We start from the raw sequence: 21638 nt of genomic DNA, 5'->3' as shown, positions 1-21638 counted from the left end.
GAACCATGTTGCTTTACGGTTATGGGCCGCAGTTGCTGGTCGGCACCTGGGAAACCATCAAACTGGCCGTGCTCTCGCTGCTGGTTTCCCTGGTGCTGGGTCTGGTCGCTGCCCTGATGAAACTGTCCCGCACCTCGCTGCTGCGATGGGTGGGCGGTTTGTATACCACCTTGATCCGGGGCGTCCCGGATCTGGTGCTTTTGATGTTGTTCTTTTTCAGCTTGCAAATCTGGCTGAACGAACTGACTGACTGGCTGGAATGGGACATGATCGAGATCGATCCCTTCGGAGCCGGGGTGGTCACGCTGGGCTTTATTTATGGTGCTTACTTTGCCGAAACCTTCCGTGGCGCCCTGATGGCTATCCCCAAGGGCCAAATGGAAGCGGGCAAAGCCTGTGGCTGGAGCGCCTGGCAAGTTCTGCATCGCATCCAGATTCCTCAAATGATGCGCTACGCCCTGCCCGGACTGGGCAATAACTGGCAAATCCTGCTCAAATCCACCGCGCTGGTGTCCCTGATCGGCCTGAGCGATGTGGTCAAGATTGCGCAAAATGCCGGTAACGCGACCTTCAACTCCTTCCTCTTTGTGGGCATCACTGCCCTGATCTATCTGGGCCTGACCGCCGTCAGCAATATTGGACTGGGCTACCTGGAACGACGCTACAACATTGGCGTGAAAGGAGCACAGTTCTAATGGATGTTCTGAACGAATTCTGGCGCGCCTATCTGTACCAAAGCAATGGTCAGCTCTCGGGTCTGGCCATGACACTTTGGCTGCTGGTGATCTCGGTTGCCATCGGCTTTTTCCTGTCGATTTTCATGGCCATTGGCCGTGTCTCGGGCAAGGCCTGGCTATCGCGCCCTATCGGTGCCTTCACCTACTTTTTCCGTGGCACCCCCTTGTACGTGCAGATCCTGCTGATCTACACCGCCATGTACAAGCTGGCCATCGTCAAATCCGTACCTGCACTGGAAGCCTTCTTCATGAGCGGCTTCAATTGCATGATTCTGGCACTGACCTTGAACACTGTTGGCTACACCACCGAGATTTTTGCCGGAGCCATCCGCTCCATGCCTCCCGGTGAAGTGGAGTCGGCCCGTGCGTATGGCATGTCCGGCTGGACCTTGTACCGCCGCGTGATTCTGCCGCAAGCCCTGCGTCGTGTGCTGCCTGCTTACAGCAATGAAGTGGTGCTGATGCTGCATGCCACCTCGCTGGCTTTTACCGCTACCGTTCCTGACCTGCTCAAGATCGCGCGCGATGCCAATGCGGCCACCTACCAAACCTTCACCTCCTACGGGATTGCTGCACTGATTTACCTGTGCGTGTCCTTCATTCTGGTGGGCATTTTCCGTATCGTGGAAAAGCGCCAAATGGCATTTTTGAATCACTGACCGCTGAGGTGCTGAGGTGCCGAACAAGAAAAAAGGGCCGCTTTCACAAGCCGCCCTTTTTTCTTTAGCGATACAGCGGCCGTGTCAGTCCCCCGTGTGATCCAGGTTCTGATAACGCATCTGGCGCCCCATCACACCGGCCATCATCAAAAAGAAAGTCAGGCCGCGACGCACTTCCGGCTCCTTGGCCAGTCGTATCAGGCCCATCAGGGTCGGTGTAGTCTCCGTGGCCCGCACCTGATCCGAAGCCATACGTGCCGCATTTCCAACCGACCAGGCGGCCCCTATGCCCTCCTCAAAGCCCTTCATAAGCTTTTCGAGCATATAGTCGTCCGTCATATCCACCAGATCGGCCAGCAGGGACACCGCATCCACCACCCGATTAAGGCGACCACCGGCCAGCAAAGGTTCGATCTTGCCGATCAGTTCATCCAGGCCCTTGATGCCCGGATCCTCTCCAAGCAGGCTTTCCAGGGCGGAAGGGGACTTCTGAGCAGCGCCCGCATCACCGGGATTCAAGGATTTATCCGATACCGAATTCATCTTTCTCTCCTGAATTAGACCAAGCCACGGGCCACGGCCCAGTAAATACCCCGGTTAAAACCCTTGCGCAGCAGTCCACCCAGTTTGGTGGGCGGCGTGGGATGCACATCCTCCTTGTAGTCGTACCAGAGCGGCATACCGCCCTCCAGACCCATTTGGGCTACCGCCACTACCCGGCCATCGTATTCGTCGCTGGTGCGCCCAAATCGCAACTCTGAGGCCAGGTTGTTGACCACTACGGGCGATTGGTTATGGCAGGAGCCGCCCGCTTTACTGATAGGCAGGTCCACCGTGTCACCCAGCACGTATACATTGTCCAGCCCCAGCACCTTCATGGTTTGGTGATCGGTGGGGACCCAGCCTTCGTTGTCGGCGGCTTGAGAAATCCCCGAGTCACGTACAGCAGGCACCGCCGTAATGGGAGGAGTCGCCATCAGGAGGTCGAACGGCTCTTCTGCGCCTTCTTCGGAATAGGCAATCTTGCGTTCAGGGTCCACACGGCTCAGGGTGAAACCGCGTTGATGCTTGATGTCACGATCCTCAAAAATGGGCGGCAAGACCTGACAAACCTCGTTCTGCATGAACAGACAATTACGCAAAAGCTGGGAGGTCGTGGGATAGGTATAAGCAATCTCTACCTTGTCGCGTACACCACGACGACGCAGGTACTCGTCCAGCATCAAGGTTGTTTCTACCGGTGCAATACCGCATTGGTGAGGGACGTTATGAGTTTTGGGGAAGGTGACCGTTACCAGCACACGGCCCTTTTCCAGCTTGCTCAGGCGGTCCGCCAATTGGCGCGCAGGCGCATGCTGATAGAAATGATCACCGCCCTCTTTCAAACCTTCAATTTTTTCCGGAGAGGGCACGCAGCCCGTAGACAGCACCAGGTAGTCATAGTCGATCTTCTTACCACTGGCGCAATGCAGGCGGCTGGCCTTGAAGTCAAAACCACTGACTTCCTCTAGCTGAAAATCAATTTCGGGGCGCAAAAGTGAAATTTGCGGACGTCGCAACTCATCCCGAAAAAAAGCATCAAACGCCACGTACATAAAAGCGGGCTTGTAATAATGCCAGGGAGAGTTGGACAGCATGGTAATGCGGACTTTACCAGAACGAATTTCCGGGTATAGCTTGGTCACTAAATGATTGGCGGTCATCGTACCGCCAATACCACCACCTACAATCACAATATGCTGCACCATCAGTATTCTCCTTAATGGGGGAAACTGCGCACCGGCTCTTGCAATGAAAAAATCTTTTCAAAAACAAGAAGATGCCCAGCTACAACTGAGACTTTGCAAAGCGAGCTTGGTAATGTGTCCAGCCAGTTTGTATCAAGCAGGTATTAAGCAGAAATTAAAGCAACTCATCAAATTCAATAAGCCACTTAATCAATTTTATTTATCCCACACCCTTTCTTGAATTTAAAAATCAAGCTGGGGTGCTTATGCATACACCCCAGCTTTTTAATACCGCGTTCTAAATCCGGCTGACGCCAACCATAGTAAGACAAAAAAAACGCCTGCATCAAGCAGGCGTTTTCTCGTATCGCTAAACCCGAAAAATTAACTTTCGCGTTGGCTGCGACGGCGCTCATGTTCTTTCAGGTAACGCTTGCGCAGGCGAATGGACTTGGGAGTCACTTCAACCAGCTCGTCGTCATCCAGGAAGTCCACGGCGTATTCAAGAGTCAGACGAATAGGTGGAACCAGATCAATGTGCTCGTCCTTGCCGGAAGCACGCACGTTGGTCAGTTTCTTTTCCTTGATGGGGTTAACCACCAGGTCGTTGTCGCGGCTGTGAATACCGATGATCATGCCTTCGTACAGAGCATCACCCGGGGACACGAACATGCGACCACGATCCTGCAGCTTCCACAAGGCGTAGGCCACGGCATCACCGTCGTCCTGGCTGATCAGCACGCCGTTACGACGCTCGCCAACCGTGCCTTCGCGCATGGGGCGGAACTCGTCGAAGGTGTGGCTCATCAAGCCGGTACCGCGTGTCAGCGTCATGAACTCGCCCTGGAAACCGATCAGGCCACGGGCGGGAATACGGTACTCCAGACGTGTACGACCACGGCCATCAGCAACCATATCCTGCAAGTCACCACGACGACGACCCAGTTCTTCCATCACGCCGCCTTGGTGGCCGTCTTCGACGTCCACGGTCAGCTGCTCGTAGGGCTCCATCTTGACGCCGTTCTCTTCACGAATCAGCACGCGTGGACGCGACACGGCCATTTCATAGCCTTCACGACGCATGTTTTCGATCAGAATGGTCAAGTGCAACTCACCGCGACCGCACACTTCAAATACGGTGTCGTCGTCGGTTTCGTTAACACGCAAAGCCACGTTGGACTTCAATTCACGGTCCAGACGGTCACGCAACTGACGGCTGGTCACGAACTTGCCTTCACGGCCTGCCAGAGGCGAGGTGTTCACCATGAAGTTCATGGTCAGCGTAGGCTCGTCAATGCGCAGCAAAGGCAGAGCTTCCTGGTGAGCAGGATCGGTCACCGTGCAACCAATGCCCAGCTCTTCAATACCGTTGATCAGCACGATGTCGCCGGCTTCAGCTTCATCTACCGATACACGCTCCAGGCCCTTGAACTTCAGAACCTGATTGATACGGCCTTTGATGACTTCGCCATCAGGACCAAATTTCACGACCACGTCCTGGGCAGCGCGCACGCGGCCACGGTTCACACGGCCTACACCGATCTTGCCCACGTAGGAGCTGTAGTCCAGCGAACAGATCTGCAACTGCAACGGTGCGTTGACGTCGTCCTCACGCTGGGGCACATGCTCCAGGATAGCGTCGAACAAAGGACGCATATCGCCTTCACGCACGTCTTCGGTCAAACCGGCGTAGCCCGACAGACCCGATGCGTAAATGATGGGGAAATCCAGCTGTTCGTCGGTCGCGCCCAGTTTGTCGAACAAGTCGAACGTGGCGTTGATCGCGAAGTCAGGACGGGCGCCGGGACGGTCAACCTTGTTGACCACCACAATCGGACGCAGACCCAGCTCCAGAGCTTTGCGAGTCACAAAGCGGGTTTGAGGCATGGGGCCTTCAACCGCATCCACCAGCAACAACACGCCGTCAACCATGGACAGCACGCGTTCGACCTCACCACCAAAGTCAGCGTGACCGGGGGTGTCGATAATGTTGATGTGGGTGCCTTCGTATTCAACGGCACAGTTCTTCGCCAGAATGGTAATACCGCGTTCTTTCTCGATATCGCCCGAGTCCATGACACGTTCGGAGATATGTTCGTTGTCACGGAACGTACCTGCCTGTCTCAACAATTGATCGACCAGGGTGGTCTTCCCGTGGTCAACGTGGGCAATAATGGCCACATTGCGCAATGCGCGTCTCATAACTCATCCTTCTGATTGAAGTTTTTTGGGCAAAATCTCGGTAGGCAAGCTCTCGATGGCCAGCAAGGCCGACATCGGGTCTTCCATCGCCTGCAACCCGTCCAGGGTGTAGGCGTCGTCGATATGAAAAGGTCCTAATTCTGTCCGGCGCAAGGCCGTCAGATGGGCAAAACACCCCAGAGCACGTCCAATGTCTTGCGCCAGGGTCCGGATATAGGTTCCCTTGCTGCAACGTACAAACAAACGCGCCGATTGCGGCGTAAAGTCTTGCACCTGCAAATCGTGAATCACGAGATGTCGTGCTTCACGTTCCAGCTCTATACCCTGACGGGCATATTCATACAGGGGCTTGCCATCGCGCTTGAGCGCGGAATACATGGGCGGCACCTGGGTAATGGGTCCTCGGAAAGCAGGTAGAACTGCCTCCAGCGCCTCGAGGGTGACACCGGCAAAATCTGCCGGAGCCTGGGACACCACATTGCCGGTCAAGTCACCTGAATCGGTTTCCTGCCCAAACTGCAAGGTAGCTTCATAGGCTTTGTCTGCTTCCAGCATCGTGGCGGAAATCTTGGTAGCCCGGCCAAAACAGCAAACCAGCAGGCCCGTTGCAAACGGGTCCAGGGTTCCAGTATGGCCAGCTTTGCGGGCATCCAGAGTGCGGCGGGCACGCTGCAAAGCGTGGTTGCTGGACATTCCGTCGGACTTGTCCAGTAGCAGCACACCATCAATCAACTGCCCGCGTTTTCGCGTAGCCATCGTGTGTCAATCCGTGAAGAAACAACAGCCGCGTCAGGGCTGCTCGTCTGGCTCGTCCGATTTGGAAGCAGAGCCAGTCAATTCGCTATCGGCCTGGTTGGCGCTGTCGATGAGCTTGGAGAGCTCCATGCCGCGTTCCAACTGTCGGTCGTGATGAAAATGCAGAGTAGGAACCGTGTGGATGTGCAGCAGCTTGAACAACAGCGAGTGCAACCAACCGGCCTTCTCGGTCAAAGCCGCCTGAGCGACTTCAGGCTCGGCGCCCAGCACCGAGTAATACACTTTGGCGTGTGCGTAGTCTGGAGACAGCTCCACGCCGGTCAAGGTAATCAGACCAGCGCGGGTCATGTCGATCTCGCGCTGGATCAGGACCGCCAGATCCTTCTGGATCTGGTCGGCCAGGCGCAGGTTGCGCCCCGGGTTTGGTTTGGACTTGTGTCGTGCCATAAATTACAGTGTCCGGGCGATCTCTTTGATCTCGAAGATCTCAAGCTGGTCGCCCACTTGGATGTCGTTGTTGCCACGCAGCGTGATACCGCAATCGAAGCCGGAACGCACTTCCTTGACGTCGTCCTTGAAGCGGCGCAGGGAATCCAGGTAGCCACTCCAGTGCACGACGTTGTTGCGCAGCAAGCGAACTTGCGAATCGCGACGGACCACGCCTTCGGTAACCATACAACCGGCGATATTACCAATACGCGACACGTTGTAGACTTCGCGGATTTCAACCATACCGATGACTTCTTCGCGCTGCTCGGGAGCCAGCATGCCGGACAGGGCTGCTTTGACCTCGTCAACTGCATCGTAAATGATGTTGTAGTAACGCAGATCAATACCGTTAGCTTCAGCCAGTTTCTTGGCGCTTTGCTCGGCACGGACGTTAAAGCCGATCACTACCGCGTTGGAGGCAATCGCCAGGTTGACGTCGCTCTCGGAAATACCACCCACGGCGGCGTGTACAACCACCACACGCACTTCGTCGGTAGACAGCTTGACCAGCGACTGTACCAGCGCTTCTTGCGAGCCCTGAACGTCGGTCTTGATGATGAGCGACAGGGTTTGCATGCCTTCGCCCAGGTTGTCGAACATGGACTCCAGCTTGGCGGCCTGTTGACGCGACAGTTTCACATCACGGAACTTGCCTTGACGGAACAGCGCGATCTCACGAGCTTTACGTTCGTCAGCCATCACAACCAGTTCATCACCCGCAGCGGGCACTTCAGTCAGACCCTGGATTTCTACAGGAATCGACGGACCAGCCGAATTCAGCGACTTGCCGGTTTCGTTCAGCATGGCGCGAACGCGACCGAAGGAGGCGCCGACCAGCACGCTGTCACCACGGTTCAAGGTACCGCTTTGAACCAGGATGGTGGCCACAGGACCGCGGCCCTTGTCCAGACGGGCTTCAATAACCGTACCCTTGGCAGGTGCGTCAACCGGAGCCTTCAACTCCAGCATTTCGGCCTGCAGCAGCACGTTTTCCAGCAATTCGTCGATGCCCTGGCCGGTTTTGGCCGACACAGGAATAAAGGGCACATCGCCACCGTATTCTTCAGGCACCACTTCTTCGGCTACCAGTTCCTGCTTGACGCGTTCCGGGTTGGCTTCAGGTTTATCAATCTTGTTGATCGCCACCACCAGCGGCACGCCAGCGGCGCGAGCGTGGTGAATGGCTTCACGGGTCTGGGGCATCACACCGTCATCGGAGGCCACCACCAGAATCACCACGTCAGTGGCTTTGGTACCGCGAGCACGCATGGCCGTAAAGGCTTCGTGACCGGGAGTGTCCAGGAACGTAGCCGTGCCGCGTTCTGTCTTGACGTTGTACGCACCGATGTGCTGGGTAATACCACCGGCCTCGCCCGAGGCGATCTTGGCGCGACGGATGTAGTCCAGCAGCGAAGTCTTACCGTGGTCAACGTGACCCATGACAGTTACCACTGGAGCACGGGGCTTCAGTTCGGCGTCGTTCTGAGCATCGGTATCGACCAGGAAGGCTTCAGGATCGTCCAGCTTGGCAGCAATCGCCTTGTGACCCAGTTCTTCGACCAGAATCATGGCTGTTTCCTGATCCAGAACCTGGTTGATGGTAACCATCTGACCCAGCTTCATCAGGTGCTTGATCACTTCGGCAGCCTTGACGGCCATCCGGTGAGCCAGATCGCTGACCGAAATGGTTTCCGGCACGTGCACTTCACGGGCAATGAATTCTGCCACTTGTGGTTCACGGCGCTCGGCCTGAGCGTTGCGGCCACCACGACCACCCTTGCCACGACCTGCCTTGGCATTGGCTTTCCAGCCTTCACGACCACCACCGGCACCGGCGGAAGCCACATCAGCCTTGGAAGGCTGCTTCTTGCGGCTGGCATCGCTGGTCCAGCCAGGGGTGCTGTCAGTCTTGACGGGTTTTCCCGGGGCCTTCTCGGTCTTGGAGCCTTTGGCGTCTTTCTTCTGAGCGCCCTTGGCACCTGCCTTGCTATCAGCCTCTGGCTCGGGAGCACGCAAGACCTTACGAGGACGGTTCAACATATCGCGCAACGCAGCGGCTTCGGCCTCTGCGGCCTTACGGGCGCGATCACGATCCTGGTCTTGCTCCACATCGGCGGCAACAGGAGGAATCACCGGGCCACGCACTGCACGGCGCTGACCAGTAGCAGCCATATCCCGAGGTTTTCCAGTCGAAGTGGGCGTTTTAGTCCCTTGAGGGTGCTGATTTTTATTCACAGAGTTAGCTTGACGGGCGTCGTTTACAGATTTAGTAGGTTCCACGGGCTTTTCTTGGGCCGTAGGAGAGGGAGCCGATTCGGCCTTTTCCTGAACAGGCGCTGCCGCAGCTTCGGATGGCTCCGTTGCAGCAGGTGCTTGTTCCTGAGGCTGAGGCTCGGGTTTCTTTGTATCTTCCTGAGCAGCCTCAACGGGCTGTGCAGGAGCAGCAGGTTCGGGCGCAGGCTCGGCAACAGGAGTCGGCTCGGGAGCAGCGACCACTTCGGGTTCAGGCTCTGGCTTGGGCTCAGGCTTGGACTCGACAGGGGCTTGCTCTTTCACAGGAGCTTCAGGAGTTGCTGCCACAGGATCTACAGGCTTGCTGACAGGCGCGGCAGGCGCCTGTTCAACAGCCGGCTTTTCCTGACTGGCCGCCTGGGCCTGAGCAGCTTGCTCCTTTGCATTTTCCTGTGCCAATGCCGCATTGGCTTCTGCCACCAGCTCGGAGGGATCACGCTTTACAAACACGCGTTTTTTGCGTGTTTCCACCTGAATCGTGCGGGAGCGACCCGATCCGTCATCCTGACGGATCTCCGATGTTTGACGGCGAGTCAGGGTGATCTTGTTGCCTTCCTGACTGCCGTGCGAGCGGCGCAACGATTCAAGCAGCTTCGCCTTATCCGAATCAGTGATGGCGTCATCAACTGATTTGAGCTCAATACCTGCGCTACGCAACTGCTCCAGCAGAACATTCGCAGGCATTTTCAGTTCTTGAGCGAACTGGGCGACAGTGTTACTCGACATTCGACTCTCTCTTGCTTTACTACAACTATTCTTAATGAATACAACGCGCGGGACCTAGCTAGACATATCAGGCCTCGTCGTCAAACCAGTGGGCACGGGCACGCATGATCAGTTCGCTGGCCGCATCTTGCGCCAGGCCGGTCATCTCGGACAGTTCGTCCGTTGCCAGTTCCGCCAGTTCATCCAGCGTTGTAATCTCGTTTTCGGCCAGTACGGCGATCAGCTCAGGCGTCATGCCCTCGACTCCTGCCAGTTCCTTGACCGCGGTCTGTACCAATTCTTCCTTGGCGATGGCCTCGCTCAGCAGCGCGTTGCGGGCGCGGGCACGCAGCTCGTTGACGGTTTCTTCGTCAAAGGCTTCGATGTCCTGCAATTCCTGCAGAGGCACATAAGCGATTTCTTCCAGACCGGTAAACCCTTCGTCGATCAGAATATCGGCCACGGCTTCGTCCACATCCAGACGGGACATGAAGGTAGCACGCAATTCTTCGCGCTCTTCGTCCTGACGGTTGCGGCTTTCTTCCGGTGTCATGATGTTGATCTGCCAGCCCGTCAATTCCGATGCCAGACGCACGTTCTGACCACGCGAACCAATCGCCTTGGGCAGGTTTTCTTCGTCTACCACCACATCCATGGCGTGCTTGTCTTCGTCCACCAGAATGGATTCGACGTGTGCCGGTGCCAGAGCACCGATCACGAATTCGGCCGGATCATCGGCCCACAACACGATATCGACCTGCTCGCCGCCCAGTTCGTTACGCACCGCAGTAACGCGCGAACCTCGCATGCCCACACAAGTACCGATAGGATCGATACGCTTGTCGTAAGCAATAACAGCGATCTTGGCGCGCACACCCGCATCACGGGCAGCGGCCTTGATTTCCAGCAGGCCCTGTTCGATCTCGGGTACTTCGTTCTCGAACAGTTCTTTAATGAATTCAGGTGCTGTACGCGACAAGATGACCTGCTGGCCACGTGCTGCGTAGTCCACCTTCTGTACCCAGGCGCGGACACGGTCGCCCACGCGGATATTTTCCTTGGGGATCATTTCCGAACGAGGCAAACGTGCTTCGATCTTGCCCATTTCGATAATGGCATCGCCCTTGTCCATGCGCTTGACCGTACCGGAAACGATGGTCTCACCACGCTCCAGGAAGTCGTTGAGCACTTGCTCGCGCTCGGCATCACGGATTTTTTGCAGGATGGCCTGCTTGGCAGCCTGGGCACCGATACGGCCAAACTCGATAGGCTCGAGTGGCTCTTCGATGTAATCGTCCACTTGCAGCTCGGGATCGATCTCCTGGGCGTCCGACAGCATCTCCTGCTTGTCGGGCTCTTGCAGACCGGCCTCGTCGGGCACGACCAGCCAGCGCCGGAAGCCTTCGTGGGCGCCGGTTTCCCTGTCGATTTCCACACGGATATCGACATCTTCCTTGAAGCGCTTTTTCATGGCCGAGGCCAAGGCGCTCTCGAGCGCGCTGAACACGACATCACGCGCTACGGATTTTTCACGCGCCAGCGCATCGACCAGCAATAGAATTTCGCGACTCATCGCTTCTTACCCTTGAAATCAAGAACGGGATCCAATTTGGCACGATCCACCTGGTCATAGGTGAATTCGACCTGCGTCAGCTTGCCCGATGCTTCGTCCAGTTCCAGCCTAAAAACGGTATCCAGCGGAACACTAGCCGGTAGCGCCCCTTCAGGAGCGTGGAGCGTACCCACAAACACTTTCCGATTGTCGAGCGCCTCGTGCAGGCGCACCTGCACCCGACTGCCCGCAAAGCGCACGTAATCGCCAATACGCAACAAGGGGCGATCTATCCCCGGCGAGGCCACTTCCATGCGCTTGTAATCCACGTTTTCCACTTCGAAAACGCGTGATAATTGTTTAGACACCCATTCACAGTGTTCGATACGCACCCCTTCCGGGTGATCGATGACGATGCGTAACAAGCCTAGCGGCGCACGCTCCACGTCCACCAGTTCGTACTCGGTACCCGCCAGGGTCTCTTGTGCCAAAGCTAGAATGTCTGCCATAAAATCCAAAAAAAATGGGCTGTACGCCAGCCCATGGTCACCATGCACGCTTGAGAATCAAGCGGGCCCTGGTCTTGCGCATTGCCAACGTCAAATCGGGATAGTTGCAGGCGCAACCGAACCGGATGATCCACGCGGTCTTTGCCTTGAAAGACCGCCCTATTCGCTGGCGCGCAGCATCAAAAAAGACCCAGCCGACACAAACGTCTCTGAGCCAAGTTCTATATTCTACCAGAAAACCGGAAAATACGTGCATTCACACGGCCTTACAGGCCCAAACCGCAGGGTTCGGGCCACAAACTCAAAGTCCGTGCGACTTGGCTTTACCGGCGCCCGCGTCCCAAGTGGGATTCATGGGCTGCCGAGCTGGCTGGCTGCCAGTCGTCATCACGACGGCTGACACGGCGCACCACCGTTGTTTTCTTCACAGGGGCCCTGGGCGTTTGCCCGGCACCGGCACGATCGGAGGTGCCGCGACGAGCCGACGGCGCACGTCCTTCCTGTGCCCCGCGAGCGTGACCACCACGGGCCTGCTCACCGCGCGCCTGATCGCCACGCACTGGACGGCGGCCATTGTGCACACGCGCACCTTCCTGCGAACGCCCCTCGCGACCGCGACCTTCATGCGCGCGTCCTTCCGAAGAACGCCCTTCCGCCGAGCGACCGCGTTGCTGGCCACCACGTACACCCTGACCGCTACGTGGAGCACCACGCCCTTGACCACCGTGTTCACGACGACCACCATCAGGATGGCCATTGGCCAGACCACCGCTAATGAACAAGGCACCGCTGACGGATTCGTTTACACGCACATTATTTGAGGAGCGACCGCGACCTGCCACACGACCACCACGCCCCATGCGAGCACCACTCAGACCGTTGTGCTCCAGCGTACCGAAACCGGGAGGCAAAGCGCTGTCGTGGGACAGAGGTTGACGTTCGCGACGCTGGTGGGTGCCTTCGTCATCCGATTCTTTCACCAGCCCCAGGCGCAGCATGAATGCCATCACCACATCAGCATCCAATTCTTCCCAACGGCCACGGCGCAGATTTTTAGGCAGACCCACATCCCCAAAACGGGTGCGAATCAGACGGCTGACCGTCACACCCATCGCTTCAAACATACGGCGCACTTCACGGTTACGGCCTTCATGAATAGTGACGCGATACCAACGGTTGCTGCCTTCGCCACCCAAAAATTCGATCATGCCGAACTTGGCCACACCGTCTTCCAACTGCACGCCATCGCGCATGGATTGCATTTGCTCTTCGCTCAGCTCACCCAGAACACGTACAGCGTATTCACGCTCGGCACCGTAGCGCGGATGCATCATGCGGTTGGCAATATCACCCGATGTCGTGAAGATCAGCAAACCCTCGGTATTCAAATCCAGTCGACCGACCGACAACCACTTGCCCACTTTCAGGGAAGGCAGGCGACCAAACACGGTGGCACGGCCTTCGGGATCGTCGTGCGTGACAATTTCGCCAGCCGGCTTGTGATACAGAATCACGCGCGGAGGACGCTTGGTGTTGGCACGATTGATCAGTTGACCATTGATACGCACCTTGTCATCGGCACTGACACGCTGACCGATATGGGCAGGTTCGCCATTCACGGAGACACGACCTGCAACGATCAGTTCTTCCATATCGCGGCGCGAGCCGATACCGGCTTCAGCCAGCACCTTGTGCAATTTAGGCTGCACCAAGTCGCTGCCCATGTATTTACCCAGGCGCTGCGACAAACGACTTTGCTTGTCCAGATGGCTGAATGCGATGTCATCATCACCATCCAGAATCACAACCGGAGCGTCGTCAGCAGGGTTGGAGTAACGAACGGCCTGGGTGTTGCCTGGTCGCTTGTTGGCGCCACCGCGTGTATCTGGACGACGACCAGCAGCCGCAGGTTTGCGTCGATTGTTTTGTGGGCGAGCTGGGCGGGCCTTGGCCTCACCAGGAGCGGCCGCCTGGACCTCTTCATTCTGGCGGGGAGCCGACTCTTGCGTGGCATCGCCACGACGGCGGCGAAACGGCGTGCGCAGCTTGCGCCCCTGGCCCTTCGCGCGGGGATTCTTGGGGTCGGCCGCGCCAGAGGCGTCCGACATGGAGGCTGTGTTCGTCTCGTGCGAATCAGTCATTTTTAATCATTTACTCCAGAGTTTTTTATTTCGTCCGGTACCTGTATATCCGATAGGCCAGCCGCAGCCTGGGCCTCATCCACGGGGTCCGGTGTCGTATTCACTTCAGCTTGTTCGGTTTGTGGCAGCTCCGCTTCTGAAACCGCCTCAAGCAAATCGTCCTGACTGCCTGGCTCGGAATCCAGTTCGGACTCCAGCTCAAGCTGAGCAACAGAGGCCTGTAGCGGCTCCATGCTCACTTCCAAAGCAGCGTCTTGCTCTGCTTCTAGTTCTATTTCTTGCCCTGCTTCGGAACCAGTTTGCTGCCCTGCCACAGATGCAGACTCTTGCTCTGCACCCTGCTCTGCCGCTTGCTCCTGGCTCTGATCCTGATGATCCCCGCCCTGCTGTTGATCTTGCTGTTGATCCTGTTGCTGATCCCGTTCTTGATCCAATTCTTTGTTCTGCTCCTGATCAGCCGACGCAGCTGCTTGCCCGTTTGGCAAGGAAGCCAAGGCATCCAGGGAGTCCAGAGTTTCAACCGAAGGCAACTCATCCAAAGAGCGCAGACCCAGATCATTCAGAAACTGACGGGTCGTTCCCAGCAATGCCGGGCGTCCGGGCGCATCACGATAGCCCAGCACTTCAATCCAGCCCCGATCCTCCAGGGTACGCACAATTTGAGTCGATACGCTCACACCACGTATGTCCTCAATATCCCCACGGGTAACAGGTTGCCGCCAAGCAATAATCGCCAAGGTTTCCAGCACGGCCCGCGAATACTTGGGCGCGCGCTCCAGACTAAGACGGGACAAAAACACTTGCATGGCTGGGCGACTTTGAAAGCGCCAACCCGAGGCAACCTGAACCAATTCCAGGCCACGCTCTTTCCAATCCAATTGCAAGATAGCCAGATAACGGCGCAGATCATCCGCGCTCAGCGGCGGGGAGACAAACATTTTGCGCAACTCGGCGCTGTTCATGGGCTGCTGTGCACACAGCAAAGCCGTCTCCAGGACTCGGATTATTTCACTTTCAGTCACTGCTGGGAAGCCTCACTTTCTGGCGATACTTGCATAAAGCAAAAATTCCATGTTAGTATTTATCTTTTCCGGCGCGGGGTGGAGCAGCATGGTAGCTCGTCGGGCTCATAACCCGAAGGTCGTAGGTTCAAATCCTGCCCCCGCAACCATCACCCGGAACTGCTTAGCAGAATCAAACAAGCCAGCCAATTTGTGCTGGCTTTTTTGTTGCCCGCTGTTTTGATCTGCAATCTTGCGCGCGGCGCAGCCCACAGTCAGAACACGCAGGCCAGCCATCAGCGCTATGGCAACAACCCCAGCCCAAGCAAAGGCCACTACAGCAGCCGCAGCACGCATCCGAATCACCATCGTCGCCATCGTCGGGCCTTTTTGCATCGGGCCGGACGCGCACGCAAGCCCGCCGCCCTGGCTCAAACCAGAAACAGCCGCTTTAAAAGCAATTAAAAATGTTGTGTAAGCACACATGCTGATGATGAGTATGTCCGCAAGCCCTATCGGACTGGATTTGAATTGGCGCTCCTGATTGGCGGAACGCGAAAACAGCACAACAACGTTTGGGGCAATAACTGATCGGGGCGACAGGTCTACATTGTCAAATGCCAACATCAAGGCACCAACAGACCACCGCAGGGCTTATCGATTGCCTAAACCTGAAGCAAAGCCAGAAACAGAGAAATTCGTTTTGCCGGGACATCCCGCCTAGTAGGGGAGCCGACTGCTATCAAAGCCAGATGCCAGCCATCAAGAACTGGTCGCTATACAGGAAGCCGCTTGCGCGTTTGAACTTTTTGAAATGCCAGTCCGGCTGAACCTGTAAGCACAGTTCGTATTACACCATTGCGACCAGCAAGACGCAAGAAAATTGAGGATCGTTTTATCCAGCCTTTATGCCCCTTCCAGCGGCAATCGCCAAATATTGATGAAATAAACACGCCACACTATGTACATAATCAAAAACTATGTTATAGTTACTTTTCTGACGCGGGGTGGAGCAGCATGGTAGCTCGTCGGGCTCATAACCCGAAGGTCGTAGGTTCAAATCCTGCCCCCGCAACCAAATTCATTTATCGGCTTCTTGCAGATAAATTTAAAAAAACCGGATTTATTCCGGTTTTTTTTATGCCTGTTATTTTTAAATAGTCCGGCTTCGTCAAAACAATAAACAAGGCGAACCCAAGACAAGCCCCCCCTTCCTGCAGTAACTCCCATCCCGCCAGTACGCACCCATCTACTTCAAGCACGAAATGTTCTTGACGACCGCAGTCTCACCGTGCGATAAACCTTCCCGTGCGGGTGATTAGCCAGCTTGAGCATGACCAGAACACAGAATAACAAGTCAGCTCCAGCCCCTCTAATCGCGCTTCAAATCCCGCCAATCAGCTTGTTTGTGCGTGAACACAGTGACGCCTCATGGGCGTGGTCTACGCTGCACGCTCACGCCTCACAGCCAAGCTGAGTTTCAAGAAAGACGAAATCCCTTACGAAAGCCAGGCCACCTCTTCTCCAGCGTTGGAGCCAAGTACGTGCCTGCGCGATCCCAGGATGAGTCGTACTTTTTGCAGTCACTCACACACAAGCAGAATCGGCTGGAGACAGCCGACTAAAGGATCAAGACATGAAACGAGTACCCGCAATCGCAGGGGCCGCTCTGGCCTTGCTGATGGCCAGCACCAGCACCTTTGCTGCCACCACCTATTTGACTTGCGAGTTTGCCGACCCGTCGGGCAAGCCCCAGGTTTTCAATTTCGCCCTGAATCAAGAGGCAGGAACATTTGGGGTCTACGTTCCTGCTTCGGGCAGCGAAAGAATGGAGCGAGGCACCTTTGCCGACAACAAGGCCAGCCTGAATGAAGGCGCAATTACCTGGGAGATTGACCTGGCAAGCGGCACCATCATCCGCGATCGCCGCATGGTAGGCGAAAAAGACCAGGGCAGCTGCAGCGCCATTTCTGCCGAGCGCAGTGGCTTCGAGCAGTAACCCCCCCTCCCCGAAAAGACCTGTCTCTGTCCCTTTCCCCAGGGGCAATGCAGCTTATCTCTACAGCGCGAAAATGAAGAAACTTACAAGTATTGTGATCCTGGGCGCGATCGGCATTGCCATCGGCGCCTACGCCAGCGGCCAATTCAACACCTGGCTGCCACAGGAAATGAAGGTCGGCACCTCTGGCAGTTCCCTTCTGGGCAATGGTGAAGTGAGCCTGCAAAAGCAGGATATGCAACTGGCCGAGAAACTGCAGCCAGTAATTGCCTGCCTGAATGACGTCGCCAGCCCCTTGAGCCAGCATGCCCAGAAATACATCAAGGAATATCAGAACCTTGTCGCTACCCCCGGCTCCACCCGCATTGCCGCCAGCTTCAAGATCAAGGTGTACGAGCAGAACAACTCCATCTCGCGCGAATGCATCACCCAAATGCGCAATGCCATCGCCATGCCGCCAGCAGACGCTGGACTGGACAAGCCTGGTCAAGTGTTTGCTGACACGCTGGAAAAGCTGATTCCCGTCATGAATGAAGCGGATCTCTATTACAGTCGCAAGGACAATATTGACGACCAGATGAAGAAAGGCCGCGAGCTGGACGAGCAGATCATGCCTCTGTTCATCAGCTTCTTTGATGCGGAAGACACGCTCAGACAAACAGTCTCGGAGCGCAATCACAGTCTGCGGGAAAAACAGCTGGTAGCGATTGAAGAGGCTTACGGCACCGAGAACTTTGCTTGGCACACGCTGAATGTCTCTCTGGCCGCCCGCCGCGCCGTTGATGCCATCAGCACGTTGGCAGAGTCCGAGCAGCTCACTGGCCAGTCCATCGAGAAAATCGAGCAAGCGTATCAAGCCGCCTTCGACAAGGCTGATGCCTTTGCCAAAGCACATCCCGACACCAAAACGCAGCTGGGCAACGCGCCCAAGTGGTTTGCCCTGTCCAGCAACTTCAATACCTTCCTGGTGGGCTTGAAGGATCTGCGCCGAGCCCTGGCATCGGACGCAAAGCAAGCCAATGTGGAGTACCAGCTCTCCAAGCTGGAGAACGACTACAACAGCATGATCAGAAACTACAACATGCTACCCGACGCCTGACGAAACCAGGCTAATGGCTGCGTTTTCCGTAAGCGGGAGAGCGCAGCCTGCGCACTGGCAATGGCAGACCCCAAGCAAGATGGGGTTGGTCCGGTATTACAGGGCCTCACGCCACCAGGGCCAAACGCTCATTAGCGCGCCGCGTCATCCTTGCGAAGATCGAAAAACCGCAAACCATCACGCAGACGATCACGCAGCCACACATAGACAGACGGGGCTTCTTGCCCTGTATTGAATCTGGCTTGCACCTTCATGCCAGACATCAATTTACGCACCTGATCCACAGACAAGCCAGACTCCAGACGTGCCGCTGGCCAAGGGGGATCCATTGTCATATTCAACGACAAGCGCCCCTGAGGCGCGGGTAGCTGAGCAATAAATGCCAGCAAGGCATCGCGGCTGTCCCGATCCGCCACCGAGTCAGGCATCAACTGCACGGAAGTGCGTGCGGCCAACAAGGCCTTCTCGATACCAGGGCGCGGGTCTTCGTACATGCTCATGTTCATCACCAACGCAGGCATGATCATGGACTGGATCAGATTCTGATTATCCAGGTACAGATTCAGACTTTTAAGCTCCGCCTGCTCAAGATCATCGGCACCCAAGGGGCGTCCTGCGGCCGACTCAATCCCGAATTGCGCCTGAGCACGAACCTCACGCAGGTACTGACTACGCAGTCGAACCTGCTCCAAATTCAATTGTGCCAAGGCCGAGTCCCACTTGTACTTGAAAGTAAAATCCATAGGCTTGGCTTGCAGGCGCATTACGTAGTCCTGCCCTGGCAAACGTCCCGTCAGAACATAGATCCCGCTTACTTGTAGATCCATGGAGTCTGGAATAACTTGCCGCTCGGACAAGGATGCCAAGCCCTCATCACGCAAGATCAGCTCATCAAAGGCCAGCAGCATTGACGAAAAACTGGCCGACCACTGTCCGTTCTGAACTAGACAAGCCCCCTCCTGATCCTGCATCTGCAGCTCGTCGCCGGATTGCGGCTGTAAAGCGACATAATTACGCAAATACTCACAGGCAGGACCCGCTTGAGCCGAACCCGCCAGCACCATCCACGTCCCCAGCGCCAAGGCAATTTTCTTCATGAATTCCTCTTATTGGGCAAGCGCTGGCAACAATACCAATCAAGCCTTCCCTTTGCATGAAACGCTGGCTAGTATACAAAGCCGTCAGGGTCTATGCCCTAGCCCTGTTTCAAGTTGAGCTTACCGACATACTCCCTGCCATGGTCAGCACTGAACCGATCCAATTTTCACTTTGCACACAACTGAGTCAGCTCGACGCAGCACACTGGGACGCGCTCTCTGGCCATCACCTGTTGCTCAGTCATGCTTTTCTGACGTCATTGGACGAAGCTGGCTGCGCCATTCCACAGACAGGCTGGTCGCCACATTACCTCTTGATGCATCGGGGACAGACGCTGTGTGGTGCCGTGCCCCTGTATCTGAAGCACCATTCGCGCGGCGAGTATGTGTTTGATCAGGGCTGGGCTCAGGCTTATCAACGCCATGGGCTGGACTACTACCCCAAGCTGCTCAGTGCCGTCCCCTTCACGCCCGTTAGCGGCCCACGTCTGCTGGCGCACACACAAGAGGATCGCATCCTGCTGGCCAGGCAACTGATCCAGCTGACGCAAAGTAATCAGCTGTCCTCTGTGCATGTCCTGTTCCCGAATCCAGAGGACAGGCAAGCTCTGGAGCAGGCGGGCTTCATGATTCGCCACGATGTGCAGTTTCACTGGCAAAACCAGAACTACGCCAGCTACGAGGACTTCCTGGCTTCCCTGACCCAGCAAAAGCGCAAAAAAATGCGACAGGACAGCCGCAAGGTTTACGAGCAGGGGCTGTCCTTTGAGCACAAACAGGGCCAGGAGATTAGCGAGCAGAACCTGGACTACTTTTACCAGTGCTATGCCAATACCTATCAGGAGCGCGGACAACGCCCCTATCTGAATCGGGATTTCTTTGCGCGCCTGCACGAACATCTACCCGACTCTCTGGTACTGATTCTGGCGCAGCAAGATGGGCAAGATGTAGCCTGCGCCCTGTCGCTGCGGGACGGGCATACACTTTATGGACGTTACTGGGGCTGTACTCGATACGTGCCAGGCCTGCATTTCGAGACCTGCTACAACCAGGCAATTCAGTTCTGCATTGCGCAGCAACTGCGTTTCTTTGAAGGCGGTGCTCAAGGGGAGCACAAGCTCTCGCGAGGTTTGCTGCCCACTCCCACCAGCTCGGCGCACTGGATTGCTGACCCCCGCTTTGCCCACGCCATTGAAGAGTTCCTGCATGAAGAAGCGGGCCATGTGGCCCGCTATCAGGAAGCACTAAACAGCCATACCCCGTTTAAAACGCTGGCAAGCTAAAAATCAGTCTTTCTTGTCTTTGCCTGGTGGCGCAAAGGGAAAGACCGAGAACATTTGCCGGGTCTGATCCTGCATTTGGTCCTGCATTTGCACGAACAGATTCTTGCTCTGATCGATATAGCTGTTCATGACGGTTTGCATCACAGGCGCCTGTATGCTCATGAACTGAGCCCAGGCTTCCGGGCCGAACTGACCGCCGTAGACGCCTTTGGACTGCTCAGTCATGCGCTCCTGGATTTCCATGAAGGCCTGAATGTTCTTTTCCAGATACGAGCCCATCACCCCCTGCATGGCATTGCCATAAAAGCGGATGATCTGCATCAGCACCGGAGTGGAGAACATGGGGATACCCCCGCTTTCTTCCTCAAGAATGATCTGCAACAGAATACTGCGCGTCAGGTCCTCGCCGCTTTTGGCATCGACGACCGCGAACTCCTCTCCTGACAGGACCAGTTGCTTGACATCGACCATAGTGATGTAAGCGCTGGCCTGCGTGTCGTACAAGCGACGATTGGGGTATTTCTTGATGAGTCGAGGGGATCCCATGCTGGTGCTTACTTCCTAATCAATAAATCAAAAACACGCGCTATGCACTGCAACAAGCCTTAGCTCATGTGCAAGCCACCGTTCAGGGAGAAATCCGCACCCGTGGCAAAGCCGGAATCACCCGAGGCCAGCCAGGCCACCATGGAGCCAATTTCATCCGGTGTACCCAAACGGCCCACTGGAATGGTCGCCACGATTTTCTCCAGAACGTCGGGGCGAATCGCACGCACCATGTCCGTACCAATATAACCGGGGGAAATAGTATTGACCGTCACCCCCTTATTGGCAACCTCCTGAGCCAGAGCCATGGTAAAGCCGTGGATCCCGGCTTTAGCCGTGGAGTAGTTGGTCTGGCCAAACTGCCCTTTCTGCCCGTTTACTGAGCTGATATTGATGATGCGGCCCCATTGGCGCTCTACCATGCCATCAATGACTTGTTTGGTCACGTTGAACAGGCTGTTCAGGTTGGTGTCAATCACCGCGCGCCAATCTTCCTGACTCATTTTACGGAAGGTGCCGTCGCGTGTAATCCCGGCATTATTGACCAGAACATCCACACGACCAAAATCGGCAAAGACTTTTTTAAAGGTTTCAACGGTCGAGTCCCAGTCTGCTACGTTGCCCACCGAAGCATGAAATGTGTAGCCCAGCTCGGCCTGCTCACCCAACCATTTCTGAAAATCGCGATTGGGGCCGCAGCCTGCAATAACGGTAAAACCGTCTTTGGCCAGACGCTGACAAATGACTGTCCCTATCCCTCCCATACCACCAGTGACGTAAGCTACTTTGCTGCTCATATACTTCTCCTGAAAGGGGTGACAAAGCTCGATCCCTGGGCCGGCCC

At 56.1% G+C, this 21638-nt stretch carries 20 protein-coding genes and 2 tRNA genes; 8 read left to right on the top strand and 14 right to left on the bottom strand.

The genetic code is table 11. The annotated features are described in order from the left end of the window. Window positions 1-5: 5 nt before the first annotated feature. Entirely contained in the window at window positions 6-695 is a 690-nt protein-coding gene (locus ACU6HM_RS11375; protein ID WP_009457595.1) for an ABC transporter permease, read from the top strand. Then, complete coding sequence (hisM, locus tag ACU6HM_RS11370; protein WP_022983563.1) at window positions 695-1396, top strand: histidine ABC transporter permease HisM; 702 nt, start codon at window positions 695-697, stop codon at window positions 1394-1396. Before ACU6HM_RS11375 ends, hisM begins: the two co-directional genes overlap by 1 nt. Window positions 1397-1480: 84 nt before the next feature. Here the strand turns inward: hisM and ACU6HM_RS11365 are convergent, their stop codons facing one another. From ACU6HM_RS11365 to scpB, 11 genes are all read right to left on the bottom strand, one after another. Next, the gene (locus tag ACU6HM_RS11365) at window positions 1481-1939 is read right to left on the bottom strand and encodes a DUF1641 domain-containing protein (protein ID WP_035270768.1); all 459 of its coding nucleotides are present in this window, start codon (window positions 1937-1939) and stop codon (window positions 1481-1483) included. A gap of 14 nt (window positions 1940-1953) precedes the next feature. Beyond that, window positions 1954-3144, bottom strand: a complete 1191-nt coding sequence (locus tag ACU6HM_RS11360; RefSeq protein WP_035275100.1) for an NAD(P)/FAD-dependent oxidoreductase — start codon at window positions 3142-3144, stop codon at window positions 1954-1956. A 185-nt stretch (window positions 3145-3329) separates the two neighbouring features. Further along, complete coding sequence (locus ACU6HM_RS11355; protein WP_404831389.1) at window positions 3330-3539, bottom strand: hypothetical protein; 210 nt, start codon at window positions 3537-3539, stop codon at window positions 3330-3332. Beyond that, window positions 3508-5325, bottom strand: a complete 1818-nt coding sequence (typA, locus tag ACU6HM_RS11350) for a translational GTPase TypA (protein ID WP_009457601.1) — start codon at window positions 5323-5325, stop codon at window positions 3508-3510. The genes ACU6HM_RS11355 and typA overlap by 32 nt, the downstream gene beginning before the upstream one ends. A 3-nt stretch (window positions 5326-5328) precedes the next feature. Continuing rightward, entirely contained in the window at window positions 5329-6081 is a 753-nt protein-coding gene (truB, locus tag ACU6HM_RS11345; RefSeq protein ID WP_022983561.1) for a tRNA pseudouridine(55) synthase TruB, read from the bottom strand. A gap of 33 nt (window positions 6082-6114) precedes the next feature. Continuing rightward, a complete protein-coding gene (gene rbfA, locus ACU6HM_RS11340; protein WP_009457603.1) occupies window positions 6115-6528 on the bottom strand; it encodes a 30S ribosome-binding factor RbfA in 414 nt (137 codons plus the stop codon). A gap of 3 nt (window positions 6529-6531) precedes the next feature. Continuing rightward, the gene (gene infB / locus ACU6HM_RS11335) at window positions 6532-9588 is read right to left on the bottom strand and encodes a translation initiation factor IF-2 (RefSeq protein ID WP_009457605.1); all 3057 of its coding nucleotides are present in this window, start codon (window positions 9586-9588) and stop codon (window positions 6532-6534) included. 67 nt (window positions 9589-9655) lie between these two features. Continuing rightward, on the bottom strand, window positions 9656-11140 hold the full coding sequence (gene nusA, locus ACU6HM_RS11330; protein ID WP_009457606.1) for a transcription termination factor NusA: 1485 nt from the start codon (window positions 11138-11140) through the stop codon (window positions 9656-9658). Continuing rightward, the gene (gene rimP, locus ACU6HM_RS11325; RefSeq protein WP_009457607.1) at window positions 11137-11628 is read right to left on the bottom strand and encodes a ribosome maturation factor RimP; all 492 of its coding nucleotides are present in this window, start codon (window positions 11626-11628) and stop codon (window positions 11137-11139) included. Before rimP ends, nusA begins: the two co-directional genes overlap by 4 nt. A 323-nt stretch (window positions 11629-11951) precedes the next feature. Continuing rightward, the gene (gene rluB, locus ACU6HM_RS11320; RefSeq protein WP_446763820.1) at window positions 11952-13769 is read right to left on the bottom strand and encodes a 23S rRNA pseudouridine(2605) synthase RluB; all 1818 of its coding nucleotides are present in this window, start codon (window positions 13767-13769) and stop codon (window positions 11952-11954) included. Window positions 13770-13771: 2 nt separating this feature from the next. Next, window positions 13772-14731, bottom strand: coding sequence for an SMC-Scp complex subunit ScpB (gene scpB, locus ACU6HM_RS11315; RefSeq protein WP_235484337.1), 960 nt, complete (start codon window positions 14729-14731; stop codon window positions 13772-13774). A gap of 132 nt (window positions 14732-14863) precedes the next feature. On the opposite strand from scpB, the gene ACU6HM_RS11310 reads away from it, so the two are divergent. From ACU6HM_RS11310 to ACU6HM_RS11290, 5 genes are all read left to right on the top strand, one after another. Beyond that, window positions 14864-14940 (top strand) — tRNA-Met (locus ACU6HM_RS11310). Between the two features lie 58 nt (window positions 14941-14998). Further along, window positions 14999-15235 carry a hypothetical protein gene (locus ACU6HM_RS11305; protein WP_274984793.1) on the top strand — a complete coding sequence of 79 codons (237 nt, stop codon included), beginning with the start codon at window positions 14999-15001 and terminating at the stop codon, window positions 15233-15235. A gap of 536 nt (window positions 15236-15771) precedes the next feature. Continuing rightward, a tRNA-Met gene (locus tag ACU6HM_RS11300) sits at window positions 15772-15848 on the top strand. A gap of 558 nt (window positions 15849-16406) precedes the next feature. Next, window positions 16407-16769: a hypothetical protein gene (locus ACU6HM_RS11295; protein ID WP_446763819.1), complete on the top strand. Its 363-nt coding sequence runs from the start codon at window positions 16407-16409 to the stop codon at window positions 16767-16769. Between the two features lie 73 nt (window positions 16770-16842). Further along, the gene (locus ACU6HM_RS11290; protein ID WP_035270781.1) at window positions 16843-17868 is read left to right on the top strand and encodes a DUF3829 domain-containing protein; all 1026 of its coding nucleotides are present in this window, start codon (window positions 16843-16845) and stop codon (window positions 17866-17868) included. Between the two features lie 131 nt (window positions 17869-17999). Here the strand turns inward: ACU6HM_RS11290 and ACU6HM_RS11285 are convergent, their stop codons facing one another. After that, on the bottom strand, window positions 18000-18965 hold the full coding sequence (locus tag ACU6HM_RS11285) for a hypothetical protein (protein WP_009457625.1): 966 nt from the start codon (window positions 18963-18965) through the stop codon (window positions 18000-18002). A gap of 140 nt (window positions 18966-19105) precedes the next feature. Between ACU6HM_RS11285 and ACU6HM_RS11280 the strand changes: the two genes are divergently transcribed. Further along, the gene (locus ACU6HM_RS11280; protein WP_446763818.1) at window positions 19106-20248 is read left to right on the top strand and encodes a GNAT family N-acetyltransferase; all 1143 of its coding nucleotides are present in this window, start codon (window positions 19106-19108) and stop codon (window positions 20246-20248) included. 3 nt (window positions 20249-20251) lie between these two features. Here the strand turns inward: ACU6HM_RS11280 and phaR are convergent, their stop codons facing one another. Together phaR and phbB are read right to left on the bottom strand one after the other, a co-directional pair. Next, window positions 20252-20794, bottom strand: a complete 543-nt coding sequence (phaR, locus tag ACU6HM_RS11275) for a polyhydroxyalkanoate synthesis repressor PhaR (protein ID WP_009457627.1) — start codon at window positions 20792-20794, stop codon at window positions 20252-20254. A gap of 59 nt (window positions 20795-20853) precedes the next feature. Beyond that, window positions 20854-21591, bottom strand: coding sequence for an acetoacetyl-CoA reductase (gene phbB / locus ACU6HM_RS11270; RefSeq protein WP_009457629.1), 738 nt, complete (start codon window positions 21589-21591; stop codon window positions 20854-20856). Window positions 21592-21638 lie beyond the last annotated feature (47 nt).

It is taken from the genome of Alcaligenes sp. RM2, from assembly GCF_052931795.1.
Note: the sequence above shows the minus strand (reverse complement) of the source record. Positions and strands in the feature narration are given on the sequence as shown.